14 protein-coding genes are annotated in these 15,824 nt (G+C 60.8%); 11 read left to right on the top strand and 3 right to left on the bottom strand.

Features of this window, described 5'->3' with window-relative positions; translation table 11 throughout:
• Positions 1-31 precede the first annotated feature (31 nt).
• The 5 genes from PCS43_RS29565 to PCS43_RS29545 all read left to right on the top strand — a co-directional run bounded on the left by PCS43_RS29565 (position 32) and on the right by PCS43_RS29545 (position 5,465).
• The gene (locus PCS43_RS29565) at positions 32-1,303 is read left to right on the top strand and encodes an MFS transporter (RefSeq protein ID WP_007732605.1); all 1,272 of its coding nucleotides are present in this window, start codon (positions 32-34) and stop codon (positions 1,301-1,303) included.
• A 70-nt stretch (positions 1,304-1,373) separates the two neighbouring features.
• The gene (locus PCS43_RS29560; protein WP_209909857.1) at positions 1,374-1,802 is read left to right on the top strand and encodes a DUF6325 family protein; all 429 of its coding nucleotides are present in this window, start codon (positions 1,374-1,376) and stop codon (positions 1,800-1,802) included.
• Positions 1,803-1,826: 24 nt separating this feature from the next.
• Positions 1,827-2,141, top strand: a complete 315-nt coding sequence (locus tag PCS43_RS29555; protein ID WP_058037684.1) for an SHOCT domain-containing protein — start codon at positions 1,827-1,829, stop codon at positions 2,139-2,141.
• 63 nt (positions 2,142-2,204) lie between these two features.
• On the top strand, positions 2,205-4,112 hold the full coding sequence (locus PCS43_RS29550; protein ID WP_209909854.1) for an alkyl/aryl-sulfatase: 1,908 nt from the start codon (positions 2,205-2,207) through the stop codon (positions 4,110-4,112).
• Positions 4,113-4,226: 114 nt separating this feature from the next.
• A complete protein-coding gene (locus PCS43_RS29545) occupies positions 4,227-5,465 on the top strand; it encodes an HNH endonuclease signature motif containing protein (RefSeq protein WP_209909850.1) in 1,239 nt (412 codons plus the stop codon).
• A gap of 70 nt (positions 5,466-5,535) precedes the next feature.
• Here the strand turns inward: PCS43_RS29545 and PCS43_RS29540 are convergent, their stop codons facing one another.
• Both PCS43_RS29540 and PCS43_RS29535 read right to left on the bottom strand, forming a co-directional pair.
• Positions 5,536-6,531 carry an endonuclease/exonuclease/phosphatase family protein gene (locus tag PCS43_RS29540; protein WP_050656987.1) on the bottom strand — a complete coding sequence of 332 codons (996 nt, stop codon included), beginning with the start codon at positions 6,529-6,531 and terminating at the stop codon, positions 5,536-5,538.
• A 67-nt stretch (positions 6,532-6,598) separates the two neighbouring features.
• Positions 6,599-8,020 (bottom strand): short-chain fatty acyl-CoA regulator family protein, encoded by a 1,422-nt coding sequence (locus PCS43_RS29535; protein WP_208690248.1) that lies wholly within the window; start codon positions 8,018-8,020, stop codon positions 6,599-6,601.
• A gap of 167 nt (positions 8,021-8,187) precedes the next feature.
• Here PCS43_RS29535 and prpD point away from each other — a divergent pair, with 167 nt between their 5' ends.
• The 6 genes from prpD (at position 8,188) to PCS43_RS29505 (ending at position 14,102) form a co-directional block, all read left to right on the top strand.
• Positions 8,188-9,690 (top strand): 2-methylcitrate dehydratase PrpD, encoded by a 1,503-nt coding sequence (prpD, locus tag PCS43_RS29530; protein ID WP_007732586.1) that lies wholly within the window; start codon positions 8,188-8,190, stop codon positions 9,688-9,690.
• Positions 9,690-10,607 carry a methylisocitrate lyase gene (gene prpB, locus PCS43_RS29525; RefSeq protein WP_058226554.1) on the top strand — a complete coding sequence of 306 codons (918 nt, stop codon included), beginning with the start codon at positions 9,690-9,692 and terminating at the stop codon, positions 10,605-10,607. Before prpD ends, prpB begins: the two co-directional genes overlap by 1 nt.
• On the top strand, positions 10,604-11,725 hold the full coding sequence (locus tag PCS43_RS29520; protein ID WP_020909098.1) for a bifunctional 2-methylcitrate synthase/citrate synthase: 1,122 nt from the start codon (positions 10,604-10,606) through the stop codon (positions 11,723-11,725). Before prpB ends, PCS43_RS29520 begins: the two co-directional genes overlap by 4 nt.
• Positions 11,726-11,914: 189 nt before the next feature.
• Entirely contained in the window at positions 11,915-12,697 is a 783-nt protein-coding gene (locus PCS43_RS29515) for an enoyl-CoA hydratase (RefSeq protein WP_065351399.1), read from the top strand.
• A gap of 60 nt (positions 12,698-12,757) precedes the next feature.
• Positions 12,758-13,618, top strand: coding sequence for an SDR family NAD(P)-dependent oxidoreductase (locus PCS43_RS29510; protein WP_209909847.1), 861 nt, complete (start codon positions 12,758-12,760; stop codon positions 13,616-13,618).
• Between the two features lie 10 nt (positions 13,619-13,628).
• The gene (locus PCS43_RS29505) at positions 13,629-14,102 is read left to right on the top strand and encodes a MerR family transcriptional regulator (protein WP_065351397.1); all 474 of its coding nucleotides are present in this window, start codon (positions 13,629-13,631) and stop codon (positions 14,100-14,102) included.
• A 5-nt stretch (positions 14,103-14,107) separates the two neighbouring features.
• Here PCS43_RS29505 and PCS43_RS29500 read toward each other — a convergent pair whose 3' ends face one another.
• A complete protein-coding gene (locus PCS43_RS29500; RefSeq protein ID WP_209909844.1) occupies positions 14,108-15,613 on the bottom strand; it encodes an MFS transporter in 1,506 nt (501 codons plus the stop codon).
• Positions 15,614-15,824: the final 211 nt, after the last annotated feature.

Raw genomic sequence — 15,824 nt, 5'->3', positions numbered from 1 at the left:
TTGCGAAAGACAGGAGTAACATACAGACCCGATGAAAAAAGTGTGGTTGGTCTGGGGTGTCGGTGTTTTTGCCTACGTGATCGCCGTGCTTCACCGCACTTCGTTCGGCGTCTCGGGTCTGTCTGCTGCTGATCGGTTCTCGATCTCGCCCAGCGTTCTGTCGAGCTTCGTCGTGCTGCAGATCGTTGTGTACGCCGGCATGCAGATTCCGGCGGGAGTCCTCCTCGACCGCTACGGTTCGCGGATCATGATCGCAGTCGGTGCGTTCATCATGATGTCCGCGCAGTTGGCTCTCGCCTTCACCGAATCGCTGCCCGTCGCGATCGGTGCACGTATTGCCGTCGGTGCCGGGGATGCACTCACCTTCATCTCGGTGTTGCGGTTGGTACCGCAGTGGTTCCCGCCCCGGCAGGTGCCGTTGGTCTCGCAGTTCACGGGCATCCTCGGTCAGCTGGGCCAGGTGATGTCTGCGCTTCCGTTCATGTTGCTGTTGTCCGGACCGGGCTGGACTTTTGCCTACGGCAGCGCTGCCGCTGTCGGACTGTTGGCGTTTGCGCTGGCGTTGAGTGTCATCCGCGACGCGCCTCCCGGTGCCGACGTGGTCGCCGTGCCGGCCGGCGCCAAGGAGATCGGGCGACAGATCAAGACGGTGTGGATGCGGCCCGGCACCCGACTCGGGTTCTTCAGCCACATGGGGACTCAGTTCTCGATCACGACGTTCGCGCTGCTGTGGGGTGTGCCGTACCTGAAATCGGCTCAAGGCCTCGACTCCACGACGGTCGGCTCGCTGCTGACGCTGTCAGTCATCTCGGCAATCGTGGCCGGCCCGATCCTCGGTATTCTCACCGGTCGCTATCCCATGCGTCGATCGTGGTTGGTTCTCACCATCATGGTGGCCAGCGCGCTCATGTGGACGATCGTGCTTTCACGAAGCGAACCGTCTCCGCTCTGGTTGTTGACGATCCTGGTGGTCGTCATCTCGGTGGGTGGGCCGGGTTCGGTGATCGGCTTCGACTACGCGCGCACATCCAATCCGAGTTCGGCGATGGGCACCGCCCAGGGCATGGTCAACATCGGGGGATTCCTCGCTTCCCTCATCGTGATTCAAGTGATGGGCGTCATCCTCGGGCACATGGGCGGGTACACGTTCGACGGATTCCGTGTCGCCTGGATGGTGCAATATCCAGTTTGGATTCTCGGTATCGTCGGTGTGCTCGTCACCCGAGGCAAAGCCCGGCGAGCCCTCGCAGCAGAAGGCGTACACGTACGGCCGATTCGCGAAGTCATTCGTCGCAACAAATAACTCGATCGCATCGGGTAATTCATCCCCTGCGGGTGAGGTTCCCAAGCGTCCGAGCCACCAGGCTTGATGGATGAACGACGCAATGAACATCGGACCGGTCGAGCTCGTGGTGCTGGCATTCCCAGGTTCAACTGTGGATCCTGAAGCTGTCGCCGCGCTGCAGAACGTGGTGGAACGAGGTTTTGTCACTCTGCTCGACCTCGTGTACATCGCCAAGGACGCGGACGGACAGGTGTCGCAGATCGATGTCGACGAAGATCTCACCGACATCGGACTGGCGGTTCTGTCCATCGAAGCCAAGGCATTGATCAGTGACGAGGACCTGGACGTGGTCCGTGAGTCACTCGAACCAGGAACGTCCGCCGCAGTCATCGTCTACGAGCAGACGTGGGCGCGTGAGCTCGCGTCGACGGTTCGCGGTGGCGGCGGCGACGTAGTCCTTCACGTTCAGATACCGCGCGAGGTAGTCGTCGCAGCGGTCGAAGCAGCATTTCAGTAGCGACAATTACCCAAGGAGTTCGGCATGGTTTTTCGAGGTGGACGCAGAGGGCGGCCGGGGTTGCTCGGCACGGTGGCGCGCACGGCGGTAGTGGCTGGAACCGCAAAGGCGACGTCCAACGCCATGGATCGACGGAGTCAACGAAAGGCCAGCGAGCAGCAGCAGGAATATCAGCAGCAACAGCCGCCGCCGCAGCAGCAGGTCGCCCCCGTGCAGTCCGTTCCCCCTTCAGGCGCGGACGATCTGGTCTCCAAGCTGCAGGAGTTGGGACAGCTTCATCAGTCCGGCGTGTTGACCGATGCCGAGTTCGCGGCGGCAAAGGCGCAGTTGCTGAGCTAGCCCTGCTGTTCTCCTCAATTGCGGCAATGCGCATTGCCGCAATTCGGCGTGAAAGGCTGACTTATGATCGACCCACGTGCGGCATCGGCCGCAATCGAAGCCGCGAACGCCCGAGTCGCCGAGACTCTACCGTTCTCCGACGACGCCGACTTCACCGAGGCGAAGCGGGGTTTCGTCGCCGCGCTCGAACCGGGGCTGGTTGCCGATTCGGACGGGAAAGTCCTGTGGAACAACGATTCCTACGCGTTCCTTGACGAGGACTGCCCGCCAACGGTCAATCCGAGCTTGTGGCGTCAGTCGAAGTTGGTCGCCAAGCAGGGACTCTTTGCGGTGACGGATTCGATCTATCAGATTCGCGGACTTGATCTGTCGAACATGACGTTGATCGAGGGAGACACCGGAATCATCGTCATCGATCCACTGATCTCCCGGGAAACCGCTGCCGCCGGGCTCGCGCTGTACCGGGAACACCGTGGTGATCGACCAGTAGTCGCGGTGATCTACACGCATTCGCACATCGACCACTTCGGCGGGGTCAAAGGTGTGACCACCGACGACGACGTCGCCGCCGGGCGATGCGTGATCGTCGCACCCACCGGGCTCGTGGAGCACGCGGTCGAGGAAAACGTCTATGCGGGAACGGCAATGGCTCGACGTGCGGCCTACATGTACGGAGCGGCCTTACCCCGAGGTCCCCGAGGTAGCGTCGGAGCCGGGTTGGGGCAGACCACCTCAACCGGCACACCGACGCTCATTTCGCCGACGGTGTCGATCTCGAAGACAGGTCACACGGAGACGATCGACGGCGTTCGGATCGAATTCCAGATGACGCCCGGAACCGAGGCCCCGTCCGAGATGAACTTCTACTTCCCGGATTTGCGCGCACTGTGTATGGCGGAGAACGCAACTCATACTCTCCACAACCTGCTCACGCTTCGCGGTGCCCTGGTACGAGATCCTCATGTCTGGTCTGCGTACCTGACGGAATCGATCAATCGTTACGCCTCACGATCCGACGTTCTGTTTGCGTCCCACCACTGGCCGACGTGGGGGACCGAACGGCTCACCGAGTTCCTGTCATTGCAGCGCGACCTCTACGGGTACCTTCACGATCAGACACTTCGTCGAATCAATCAGGGGTGGACCGGTCTCGAGATCGCCGAATCGATCGAGCTGCCACCTGCATTGGCGCAAGCGTGGCACACGCACGGGTACTACGGTTCCGTCAGTCACAACGTCAAAGCCATCTACCAGCGATACATGGGTTGGTTCGACGGTAACCCTGCGCATCTGTGGGAGCATCCACCCGTCGAATCGGCCAAGCGTCACGTCGAGTTCATGGGCGGATCAGCAGAAGTGTTACGGAAAGCTCGGGAATCGTACGAGCGCGGCGACTTTCGCTGGGTTGCGCAGGTGGTGAACTACGTGGTCTTCGCTGAACCGGACAACGTCGAGGCCAAGAATCTGCAGGCCGATACCTTCGAGCAACTCGGGTACGGCGCCGAGAACGGCACATGGCGGAACTTCTACCTCACCGGTGCATACGAACTGCGCAACGGCTCAGTGGGGACGCCCACGGTTGCCGCGGCGCCCGACATCACCGCAGCGCTGTCGGTAAGTCAAGTCTTCGATGCAGTATCGCTGCGCGTGGATGGAGTGCGCGCAGCGGGCTCGCACATCGTCGTCGATTGGAACATCACTGACGAAAACATCGTTCACCGAACGGAACTCTGCAACGGAGTTCTGATCCATTTCGACGTGGAAGGTGGGTCTGCAGATGCTGGGTCTGTGGATGCGATGTTCAGTTTGAGTCGGCGCGACTTACTCGGTGTGCTGCTCGGTGGTGTGGACTTGGGTGCCGAGATTGCGAATGGAACCATCTCGGTTTCCGGCGACCCGGCGAAGCTCGCAGAACTTGCCGGGTACCTCGACGAGCCGGATCCGAACTTTGCGATAGTCACTCCGACCTAGCGCTGTATCAGTCGTGAACGAGCCTGTACTTCAATAGGTCTCGAGCCACCCACCTGTTTGAAGTTGTCCGGTTTGTCTCTGGTTATCGAAAGTATGTTCGATTAAGCTTTGAGTATGGACAGTCGGGATGCGTGGCAGCTGGACGGTGAGGGCCTCAAGAGTGAGGTTCTGGCTCTGGTGCGCGTCCGGCACGAGCTGCAATCGCGGATGGTGTTGTTGATCGTGGAGATGTTTTCCCGTGAGGTTCTTGGCGGGAAGGGTTTTCGGGCGATCGCGCTGTGGTTGCATGGTTCGACGAATTTGGAGATCGGTGAGTGCAGTCTGCTGGTCGGGTTGGCGCGGTTGTTGATGCTCGAACCTGTTGTGGGCGATGCGTTTCACCGCGGGGATGTTGACGCGTTGAAAGCCCGTCAGGTGGCGTCGTTCTGTCAGCATCCACCCAAGAACATGACCCCGGCGGATGTGGACAAGGCCCGCGGGATCCTGTTGGGGTTGGCGTCGAAGAATATTGCGGATTGCGATGCGGTGCGGGCGGCGATCCGCCGAATCGAGAAGCAGTACGGAAACCGTGAGGACGGCGTCCCGGTCGGCGAGGATTCCGAACGTAACGAGTTCTACGCGTCGAAAGGTTTGTACGGGCGCGTGTCGGTGAAGGGCGACCTGGATGCTGTGAACGGGGCGCGTCTGATCACGTTGTTGTCGAGTCTGTCGGCTCCGACGCCGGAGAAGGACGGCGTGAAGGACACGCGTACTCCGGCATTACGGCGTGCGGACGGGTTTTGCGAGTTGTTGCGCCGGTACGAGCGGGCGGGGTTGGGTCCGATCGAGGGCGGAGTGAAACCGCACATCACGGGCACCGCGTCCGCGAAAGACATGACCGACCTCAAAGCGTTGAAGGACCTCCTGCCGTCCACCGAAGAACTGGGTTTCGCGTGGACGGATTGGGTGGGCCCGATCAGTATCGACACCGCGCGGATGTTGGCGTGCGACTGCACCGTGACGCGGATTTTGTTGGATGCGAATGGTGTTCCGCTCGACTGCGGTAAGGAAGCGAGAACGGCGACGGTTCCGCAGCGGCGGGCTCTTGCGGTTCGGGATGGTGGGTGTGCGTTTCCGGGGTGCGGGACTCCGTCGGGGTGGTGCGATGCCCATCATATTGTTCACTGGGGTGATGGTGGCCCAACGGATCTCGATAATCTGGTCTTGTTGTGTGGTCATCATCATCGGACGCTGCATCACACGGAGTGGCGGGTGGAGATCGGACCGGATCGGAAAACGGTGTTCTATCCACCGATGTCGATCGATCCGTTCCAGCGGCCGATCGGCGGGAACAGTCCGCCCACCGCGGCGTGAATCGCGACAACTGAAGACGTGAGCACCGGGGCACAACCATGCCCCGGTGCTTGCTCAATCCAGTATTTACTCAAGACAACGTGATGTCGGCAATCAGGCCGTGGTGATCGGATCCCTCGATCTCGATCCGTTCCAAGGATGTCGCCACGGCGCCTTTCGTGATGATGTGGTCGATACCGACCACCGCCGGATACCGCTTGTCGGTCGGATAGGTCGGGATCAGGCCGGAACCCAATTGGTCGGCGGCGCTGGTGTATCCGTTCGTGAGAAGATTCCGGAACTGTTTGTTCGAGTACGACGCGTTGAAGTCGCCGCTCACTATCACGTTGTCCCGTCCGGCGACTTTGTCCATGTAAGACCCAAGCCTTCGCTGCTCGTCCGCCCACACCGAAGGCGGTGAGATGTACGCCGGTGCCGGATGCACGGCGAACAATGTGACTGGCTGCGCCAAGCCGACATTCAGTTCTGCGGACAGCGTTTCGGGTGAGAATCCGTCGAGGCTACGCGGATTGGAGAGTGGAAAGCGACTGTAGATTCCTGCCCCGCCACCACCGTCGGTGTACGGGACGAGGAATTGGTGGCTCAGAACCTCGTCAAGCCCGGCGGCTTTGAGCGCGTCGGCTTCCTGGTACGTCAACTCCTGGACCGTCACCACGTCGACCTCGCGTTCGCGGACCATCGCCACAAGCGACTCCGGATCCGCTGCACCGACCATCAAGTTGGCCTGCATGATTCGAATCGATGGACCGTTCGCAGACGTCGACTCCCCAGTTCCGCCGATGTACAGCGGGCTCACAGACCATCCGAACAACCCAAGGACGAGGATCGAGGCGGCGCACACGATCCACTGACGCCCGATACCCGAGACGACGGCACCGATCAGCGGAGCAATCATCAACAAGGGCGCCACTGACGCCAGAACGATCACGATGTTGTGATCGACGTCCAACTGAGTTGCGATCAAGGCAACCAAACCAGTCACGATGCCGGCCACACCGGCCACGGCCGAAAGGCGGCGAAGAACCAGTCGACGAGGGGTCACGGCATCGGGTTGCATGACGTCCATGGAAGCAGAAGAGCGTCGTAGCTCCGGGAAACTGCAGGTGGAGTCGGTGCGCCCTATTGTTTGCGCCCTATTGTTGCGGATACGGAAGGTGGCTGCTGCTGTTCTCACTGACGGAGATCGAGCGGCCGAGTTGGGGGAAGGCGCGTTGAGAGCACGCTGGCCTGTCACAGACTTTGCACCCCGCGCCGATCGGCACGATGGTCGCGGGGTCGTCCGTCTGAATTCCGTGTGAGTAGACCATGCGATCGGCGTAGCCGATGTCGCAACCGAGTCCGACGGCGAAGTTGCGCTCGGGTGCGAGGTACCCGAGTCCGCCGCTGTGGGTAGTGCGCGCCACCCAGAGGTATGTCCGGCCGTCGGGCATCTTCGCGACCTGAGTGAGGATGCGACCTGGGCTCGCGAATGCCTCGTGGATGACCCACAGCGGGCAGCTGCCTCCGACTCTGGAGAAGTGAAAGGCGGTAGCAGACTGACGCTTCGAGATGTTTCCGGCGCGATCGGTTCGGACGAAGAAGAAAGGGATGCCGCGTTGGCCGTGTCGTTGGAGAGTGGACAACCGGTGGCAGACTGTCTCGAAGCCGACCTCGAACTTGAGGCTGAGCAGGTCGATGTCGTACCGCAAGGCCTCAGCGGATTGCAGGAATTGGGTGTACGGGAGTAGCAGTGCGCCGGCAAAGTAGTGTGCGAGTCCGACGCGAGCCAGCGCTGCGGACTCGGCGCTCAATGATTCATCCTCGGCGACAAGGGAATCGATCATGTCGGCCTGCGTGAAGAAGGCCAACTGCATTGCGATCTGGAACGCGCGTTGTCCTGCCGACAGACGACGGGCGAGTGTGAGGACCGACTTGTTCGGATCGTAGTAACGCTTGGGGCCGAGCTTGTCGGGTTCGTCGGTACGGATCGTCACGGTGACGCCGTGCTGATCGCGAAGTAGTCGTGCCAGTTGCAAATCCACTGCGCCCACGGACAATCCGTTGTCCAGAAACATCTGCTCGGCAGCGTCGTCCAGAACGGCGATGTGATTCTTTCGGTCGTAGAAGAAGTCCCGAACTTCCTCGTAGGGCATCGGTACGAGTGACACATCGGACGCTGGTTCGCCGGACAACTGCGTCGAGAACTGGTCCAACTGCTCTGTCGCGGCGTGAAGGCGGCGGTGCAACATCACGAGGGTGCGTCCGACCGCCGGCATGCGGGCCACCAATTCGTCCACCTCGGCCAGAGATACGTCTCCAGATTCCGAAGTTTCGGCCAAGGCGTGATGAACGTCCGCAACCAGGCGTGCGTCGGAATCGGAGGCGAAGAATTGCACGTCGAGATCGAACTCGGCGTTGAGCTTGAGAAGGACGGGCACCGTCAGCGGTCGTTGATCGTTCTCCAGTTGATTGACATAGCTGGGGGAGAGTTCGAGTGCCTTCGCCAGTGCGGACTGTGACAGGTTTCGTTCCTCCCGCAGCCGTCGCAGCCGCGCTCCCGCGTACATCTTCTTCATCGAATCTCCTCGGTGCCGATCGCGTTCACCCTACCGAGAAGCTATTCGCAACATTCGCAACATTGCAGCATTGTCATTGCACAAATAGGCAATTGCGAGGGCCTATCCCGAGGTGAATGAGCTGCGTAGCGTGCAAATAGATACCGAAGAACGTGAGAAGAGGACCGATGAAGACGCATCTCGTACGCACTCACCGCTCTGCCGAAGAGTTCCCCAAGGAAGACCACCTCGCGTGGAAGATCGCGGAAGTTGCGACGGATTCCGTCGACGTCACCGATGCCACATCCGACATGATCGTCAACCGGATCATCGACAACGCGGCAGTTGCCGCAGCTTCCCTGGTGCGCCGTCCCGTGGTGAATGCGCGGGCGCAAGCACAGTCGCATCCGTATACGCCGGGCTCCACCGTGTTCGGTATCCCCGGTACGTTCTCGCCTGAATGGGCCGCCTGGGCCAACGGTGTCGCGGTTCGTGAACTCGATTTCCACGACACGTTCCTCGCCGCCGAGTACTCGCACCCCGGAGACAACATCCCGCCGATCCTCGCCGTCGCTCAGCACACCAGCCGTGACGGTCGAGACCTGATTCGTGGTCTGGCGACCGGCTACGAGATCCAGATCGACCTGGTTCGGGCTATCTGCCTGCACGAGCACAAGATCGACCACGTCGCACACCTCGGCCCCTCGGCTGCGGCAGGTATCGGAACTTTGCTGGGCCTGGGCACCGAGACGGTCTACCAGGCAATCGGCCAGGCGCTGCACCTCACGACGGCGACACGTCAGTCCCGCAAGGGCGAGATATCCAGTTGGAAGGCGTACGCGCCTGCGCTGGCAGGCAAGGTTGCCGTAGAGGCGGTCGACCGCGCGATGCGCGGTGAGGGCGCACCGTCACCGATCTGGGAAGGCGAAGACGGCGTCATCGCCTGGCTACTCGGTGGCCCGGACAAGGAGTACCACGTTCCGCTGCCCGGTTCGGGTGAGGCGAAGCGCGCCATCCTCGACTCGTACACCAAAGAACACTCCGCGGAGTACCAGAGCCAGGCGCCGATCGACCTCGCTCGCCGAATGCGTTCTCGTGTCGGTGATCTCGACCAGATCGCCTCGATCGTCCTGCATACCAGCCACCACACCCACGTCGTCATCGGCACCGGTTCCGGCGATCCGCAGAAGTTCGACCCGACCGCCTCGCGTGAAACCCTCGACCACTCGGTGATGTACATCTTTGCCGTTGCGCTACAGGACGGTACGTGGCACCACGAACATTCCTACGCGTCCGAGCGTGCACAGCGCGCGGACACGATCGAGCTGTGGAACAAGATCTCCACGCGCGAAGATCCCGAATGGACACGCCGTTACCACTCGACGGATCCGGACGAGAAGGCTTTCGGTGCTCGCGCCGAGATCACCTTGAAGAGCGGCGAAGTCATCGTCGACGAGCTTGCGGTGGCCGATGCGCACCCGCTCGGCGCACGTCCGTTCGCTCGCGATCAGTACGTCGCGAAATTCCGCACCCTCGCCGAGGGCGTCATCGAGCCGAGCGAACAGGACCGCTTCCTCGATGCGGCTCAGCGCACCGCCGAATTGAAGGCAGGCGAACTCGATCAGCTGACCTTCACCGTTTCCGAAGACGTTCTCGCTCGGGCTCCCAAGGTCGCCAAGGGACTTTTCTGATGTCGGGCCTCATCGCAGCCGCGACGTCTGCAGCCGACAAGCGGATTGCCTTCCGGGCCGGACTGACGTCCGGAAAGATTCAACGACTCCCGGGTGCGATCAATCCGCTGACAGCCAAGCTCATTGAGGAAATCGGGTTCGAGGGTGTCTACGTTTCAGGTGGTGCGTACTCCGCCGGATTGGCGCTTCCCGACATCGGACTGACCACCTTGACCGAGGTCGCCGGCCACAGCAAGCAGATCGCGCGCGTCACGGACCTCCCGACGCTCGTCGACGCCGACACCGGTTTCGGTGAACCTATGAGCGCGGCCCGCACGGTCACGATCTTCGAGGACGACGGAATAGCCGGTCTGCACCTCGAGGATCAGATCAACCCCAAACGCTGCGGGCACCTCGACGGCAAAGCAATTGTGCCCACCGAAGACATGGTTCGCCGTGTTCGTGCTGCAGTGTCGGCGCGTCGTGACCCGAACTTCGTCATCTGCGCGCGCACCGATGCTGCCGGAATCGACGGTATCGACGCGGCGATCGAGCGAGCAAAGGCCTATGTGGATGCCGGTGCCGATCTGATCTTCACCGAAGCTCTTGCCACCGAGGCCGACTTCGAGAAGTTCCGCGCAGCAGTCGACACTCCGCTCCTCGCCAACATGACCGAGTTCGGGAAGTCGAACCTCATTTCGGCGAAGACATTGGAAGAGATCGGTTTCAACGCCGTCATCTACCCCGTGACCACCCTTCGGCTGGCGATGTTCGCTATCGAAAAGGGTCTGCGCGAGATTTTTGCGGAGGGCACGCAAGAAGGACTGCTCGGCGAAATGCAGCATCGCAGCAGGTTGTACGAGATTCTCGAGTACGAGCGCTACAACGAATTCGACAGTGGCATTTTCAATTTCAGCTTGGAGGGGAGTAGGACATGACCGAACAGATTCCGACGATCTACAAGGGCTTGGCCGGAGTTGTCGTCGATACGACGGCTATCTCCAAGGTAGTGCCCGAGACGAATTCGTTGACGTATCGCGGTTACGCAGTGCAGGACCTTGCCGCGAACTGCAGCTTCGAAGAAGTTGCGCACCTGCTCTGGTACGGCGAACTGCCGACTCCCGAGCAGCTCGAATTACTCTGCCTGCGTGAGCGTGCGGCCCGTCGTGCCGACCGCTCACTGCTCTCGCTTCTGACCAAGATGCCGGACAACTGCCACCCCATGGATGTTGTCCGCACGGCGATCAGCTACCTCGGCGCCGAGGATCCGGCGGAGGACGACAACTCGGAGAAGGCCAATCTGGCCAAGGCGCTGCGGATGACGGCTGTGCTGCCGACCATCGTCGCAGCCGATTTCCGCCGCCGGCGCGGTCAGGATCCCATCGCGCCGCAGTCGGACCTGGGTTTCGCCGAAAACTTCTTGAACATGTGCTTCGGTGCTGTTCCGGAGCCGGCGATCGTGAAGGCCTTCGAGGTCTCGCTGATCCTGTACGCGGAGCACTCCTTCAACGCCTCGACGTTCGCCGCTCGTGTTGTGACGTCCACACTTTCGGACATCTACAGCGCAGTGACCGCTGCTATCGGCACGCTCAAGGGCCCGTTGCACGGCGGTGCAAACGAAGCTGTCATGCACGACATGCTCGAGATCGACGACCCCGACCGCGCCGAAGCCTGGATGTCGGAGAAGTTGGCTGCCAAGGAGAAGGTCATGGGCTTCGGGCACCGCGTCTACAAGAACGGTGATTCGCGTGTTCCGACCATGAAGCAGGCCCTCCTCGACGTCGCGGCAGCGACCGACGGCGAGAAGTGGGTGCAGATGTACGAGATCCTCGAGAAGACCATGGTCAGTGCCACCGGAATCAAGCCGAATCTCGATTTCCCCACGGGCCCTGCATATTTCCTCATGGGCTTCGACGTCGAGATGTTCACGCCGATCTTCGTGATGAGCCGCATCACCGGATGGACGGCGCACATCATCGAGCAGGGGCAGTCGAATGCACTGATCAGGCCGCTGAGCCAGTATTCGGGCGTGCCACAGCGCACAGTCGTGGCATGACACTTTTTGCTGTCGTGGCATGACGCCCCTTTGATACTGCGTCGGCGAGGTTCGGTTCTGGCATCACCGTCTCCTGGCCTCGTCGACGCTTCTCCGTTCGCACTATCTGCAACTTTGCATCGAGAATTCGCAAAGATATTCAAGTGCAATGTGTTTCGACTTTTCTCTACCGGAAATAACGTGAGTGTCATGACTGAAACGCACGAAGAAATCTTGATCATCCGTCGTGGCGAGACCCTCGACGTCGTGTTCAACCGGCCGGAAAAGCGCAACGCATTGACCCCGCAGATGTACGACGCCATTGCCGGAGCCTGCCGGCGCGCCGACTCCGACCGCGAGATTCGGTTACTCACTCTCCGAGGTGCTGGGGGAGAGGCGTTCTCGGCGGGCTCCGACATTGGCCACTTTCAAACCTTCTCGAGCTTTCAGGACGGGCTCGACTACGAAAGCCGGTTCGTCGGCGTACTGACCGAACTCGAGAAAGTGAGGGTTCCCACCCTCGCGGTCATCGACGGTGTGTGCGCGGGAGCAGGGCTGTTGCTGTCGGCAGCGTGCGATGTGCGGATCGCGACGCAGGGGTCCCGCTTCTGCCTCCCGATCGCGCGCACGCTCGGAAACTCGTTGTCGGTCCATTCCGTGGCGTTGCTGGCGGACAGGATCGGCAGTTCGCGTCTGATGTCGTTGGTGGCTCGGGCGGGGGTCATGTCGAGCGACGAGGCTCTGCGGAACGGCTTCCTCAGCGACTGTGCAACAGAGACCGAGTTCGCGAGCCTGACTGCCCAGGTATCTCGCGATCTACTTGCCGCCGCCCCGATGACCGTCTGGACTATTCGGGAGTCCCTGCGACGCATCAGAACCCGAGTGATTGCCGACAACGATGATCTGATGAGCATGATCTACAGCAGTGACGACTTCAAAGCCGGCGTCGACGGTTTCCTTCGCGGGGAACGACCGGTGTGGGCCGGCGTGTAGTTCGGCGGTAGAACCACAGGCTTGCGTTGGAGCGCGCTCTAACCCCTAGCGTTGCCGACCATGACAACAAAGACCTGGATCATCACCGGAGTTTCTCAGGGTTTCGGCCGTGAACTCGCACTGTCTGCACTTCGATCGGGCGACGCGGTAGTCGCTGCAGTTCGTCGTCCCGAGTCCGTTGCAGATATTGCGTCGGCGAATCCGGATCGGTTCTCGGCGGTGACGTTCGACGTCAGAGACACCGCAGCGGCTCCGGGCGTCGTCGAATATGCGCTCGAGCGCTTCGGTCGCATCGACGTGCTGGTCAACAATGCCGGTCGTGGGATGGTCGGCGCGGCGGAGATGGTGGACGATTCGACCTTGCGGGATCTCATGGAACTGCACCTGATCGGACCCGCCGCGATGGTGCGCGCCGTCCTCCCGTCGATGCGAGTGCAGGGCAGCGGGACGATCGTGCAGATGAGCAGTCAAGGCGGCCGTATGTCGTTTCCCGGTGTCGGGGCGTACTCGGCGTCGAAGTTCGCTCTCGAGGGTTGGTCGGAGGCTCTCGCCGGTGAGGTCGCGCAGTTCGGCGTTCGGGTGATGATCGTCGAGCCCAGCCGATTCCGTACAGCATTCAACACACCTGGCGTTCTGAGCTTCGCCGAATCATCATCGGAATACCGTGATGTGCTCGATCCCGTTCTGCGGGACATGGCGGCCGCAGACGGTGTTCAGGAGGGTGATCCGGAGAAGGCGGCAGAGATCATCACCTCGCTTGTGCACAGCGAGAAAGTGCCACTTCGTCTGCCACTCGGAAAGGAAGCCGTGGAGCGTGTCTCCGCGTCGTATCGGAAGAATCTCGCCGAGGTATACGTCTGGGCCGACCTCGCTCGCAGCGCCGATTTCGCGGATGCTGCCGGACCTGTCCGCCCGTTCTAGGCTGGGAGTCATGGCTACCGAAGACTTGATGCGTAGGGCGCTCGAGGCCCTTGGGGAAGTGGACGGGCCCATGTCGATCGAGGTCATTCACCGGCTCGTCGATGCAGGGGACGTCGAAGATCCGATGTCGATCGCCGAAGTGTCGGACCTACTGGATGTTTCGGCACATACCCTGCGCTATTACGAGAAGATCGGCCTGGTCACGGTCGATCGTGACTCGAGCGGACATCGTGTGTACGGCCCGGAATCTGTTCGCAGGCTGGTGTTTCTGACCCGCATGCGTATTTCAGGCATGGCGATTCGTGACCTGCAGCACTACGTCGAACTGGTCGACGCCGGTGAAGGGACAGTTCCGGAGAGGCTCGACATGCTGCTCGAGCACCGGGACACCGTTCGTCGGCAGATCAAGGAGCTCACGTTGTCTTTGGCTGCGACGGAGTACAAGATTGCGACGTACGGCGGGCGGACCGGAGAGCAGGAGTGATCCGTTCAGTGGATGTGAGTGGCTGTTTTCGTGACTCGCCCTCTTCTGATTCCGATCGAGACGAACGCGCCAATCAGGGAGACGATGGCGCCCACCCACATCGTCGTCTGCAGCCCATACATGAATGCAGTCTCTGTCGCTGATCGCAGTGTGAGGGAAAGAGCCGGGTCAATTTCTGTCACGACTGGTGTGGTGCCCTGGGCGACGGCGCGAACCGCATCTTCCGAGACTCGATCGACTATGAAGTCGGGAATGACGTTGCCCAGTAGTGTTTCGTGGAACTTTGCTGCGGATGCCGCCGCCATCACGGCTCCGAGCACTGAAGTTCCGAGGATACCGCCAACTTGAAGTGAGGTCTGATGGACGCCCGCGGCAGGTCCGGCGTCTGCGACGTTCGCATTCCCTAGGATCGCTTGGACTGACGCAGTCATCACAAACCCGATTCCCAGGCCCAGTACCACAAACGGAATGGCCAGAGAAAGGTAGCTTCCGTGTGGTTCGATGGTGGTGAACAGTAGGAATCCCACTGCGCTGAGCAACATTCCCATAAACAAGGGCGGACGTGCGCCGTACCGTTTGATGATCCAACCGCAACTGCTCGAAGCGATTACATTCGCGATACTCATCGGGAGGATGTGGAGTCCAGCGGCCATGGGGGAGTCACCGTTGATCTGTTGCAAAAACAAGAGAATGAAGAACAGTGAGCCGACAAGCGCAAAGAAGGAGATGATTGTCAGGATGACTCCGAGTGTGATTGACCGGTCAGCGAATAGCCGAAGCGGCACCAAAGGATCCGATGCGCGTCGCTCCGCTTCTACGAAGGCCAAACCAGTGACGGTTCCACCGACCAGCCACCCGATGACATGCCAATTAGTCCAACCACTTTCGGGGGCTTTTATAAGTCCATAGGTTATGGCGAGGAGTGAACTCGTCAGCAAGATCGAACCCAGGACGTCGAACTTTACAGTCCGTACGACCCGGCCCTTGGGGAGCAGAAACAATCCTGTAGCGAGGGAAATCGCCGCAACGGGGACGTTGATCAAGAAGGCCCATCGCCAGCTGGTGTGCTCGATCAGCAATCCGCCGATCAGGGGGCCGGCGGCGGATGAAGCGCCGATCAGCGATGCGAAGACCGCAAGCGCCTTCGGAAGTGCTGCCTCGGAGAAGACGGACCGAAGCAATGCCAGAGCGTTGGTGACGATCAGTGCGCCGAAAATTCCCTGGCCGAGTCTCGAGAAGATCACCATTTCTACACTGTGCGCCAAGGCAATTCCCGCTGATGCCAGCCCGAAACCGACGATCCCAGAAAGGAACACAGATCGTCGTCCGAAGCGATCGCCCAACCTTCCCGCGAGAACGAGCGTTGCCGCCATCGCGAGCAGATAAATGTTGGTAATCCATTGCAAACCAGAGAGACTCGCGCCTAGATCGACGACAAGAACCGGATTGGCCACTGCCGTTATCGTGCCGTCGAGCGAAACGATGAGAACGCCGAGTGCGATCGCAGTCATGGCGACCCAGGGATTGGAGTCTCGGGGTGGATCGGTGGCTGGGAGTGCGTGGATTTCAGTACTGCCAGTAGATGTCACTGAGGTCTGCTACTTTCTGATCGATCGGAGTTCTTCAGAGGTTGATCATGTGGCCGGCGAGGCCGTGGATCGCTTCCTGCAGTGCCTCACTGAGTGTGGGGTGGGTGTGGACGTTGCGTGCCAACTCGTTGAC

Origin of the sequence: Rhodococcus sp. C-2 (genome assembly GCF_027854095.1) — a bacterium.
In the GTDB taxonomy this organism is placed as follows: domain Bacteria; phylum Actinomycetota; class Actinomycetes; order Mycobacteriales; family Mycobacteriaceae; genus Rhodococcus_F; species Rhodococcus_F qingshengii.
The sequence above is the reverse complement of the archived record's forward strand: the minus strand, read 5'-3'. Positions and strand labels throughout refer to the sequence as shown.

Bases quoted from the DNA above. Each gene is read 5' to 3' on its own strand.
- PCS43_RS29510 (WP_209909847.1), top strand. From the start codon at position 12,758: ATGACAACAAAGACCTGGATCATCACCGGAGTTTCTCAGGGTTTCGGC.
- PCS43_RS29500 (WP_209909844.1), bottom strand. From the start codon at position 15,613: ATGACTGCGATCGCACTCGGCGTTCTCATCGTTTCGCTCGACGGCACG.
- PCS43_RS29560 (WP_209909857.1), top strand. From the start codon at position 1,374: ATGAACGACGCAATGAACATCGGACCGGTCGAGCTCGTGGTGCTGGCA.
- prpD (WP_007732586.1), top strand. From the start codon at position 8,188: ATGAAGACGCATCTCGTACGCACTCACCGCTCTGCCGAAGAGTTCCCC.
- PCS43_RS29540 (WP_050656987.1), bottom strand. From the start codon at position 6,531: ATGGACGTCATGCAACCCGATGCCGTGACCCCTCGTCGACTGGTTCTT.
- PCS43_RS29505 (WP_065351397.1), top strand. From the start codon at position 13,629: ATGGCTACCGAAGACTTGATGCGTAGGGCGCTCGAGGCCCTTGGGGAA.
- PCS43_RS29550 (WP_209909854.1), top strand. From the start codon at position 2,205: ATGATCGACCCACGTGCGGCATCGGCCGCAATCGAAGCCGCGAACGCC.
- PCS43_RS29565 (WP_007732605.1), top strand. From the start codon at position 32: ATGAAAAAAGTGTGGTTGGTCTGGGGTGTCGGTGTTTTTGCCTACGTG.
- PCS43_RS29545 (WP_209909850.1), top strand. From the start codon at position 4,227: ATGGACAGTCGGGATGCGTGGCAGCTGGACGGTGAGGGCCTCAAGAGT.
- PCS43_RS29535 (WP_208690248.1), bottom strand. From the start codon at position 8,020: ATGAAGAAGATGTACGCGGGAGCGCGGCTGCGACGGCTGCGGGAGGAA.
- PCS43_RS29555 (WP_058037684.1), top strand. From the start codon at position 1,827: ATGGTTTTTCGAGGTGGACGCAGAGGGCGGCCGGGGTTGCTCGGCACG.
- PCS43_RS29520 (WP_020909098.1), top strand. From the start codon at position 10,604: ATGACCGAACAGATTCCGACGATCTACAAGGGCTTGGCCGGAGTTGTC.
- PCS43_RS29515 (WP_065351399.1), top strand. From the start codon at position 11,915: ATGACTGAAACGCACGAAGAAATCTTGATCATCCGTCGTGGCGAGACC.
- prpB (WP_058226554.1), top strand. From the start codon at position 9,690: ATGTCGGGCCTCATCGCAGCCGCGACGTCTGCAGCCGACAAGCGGATT.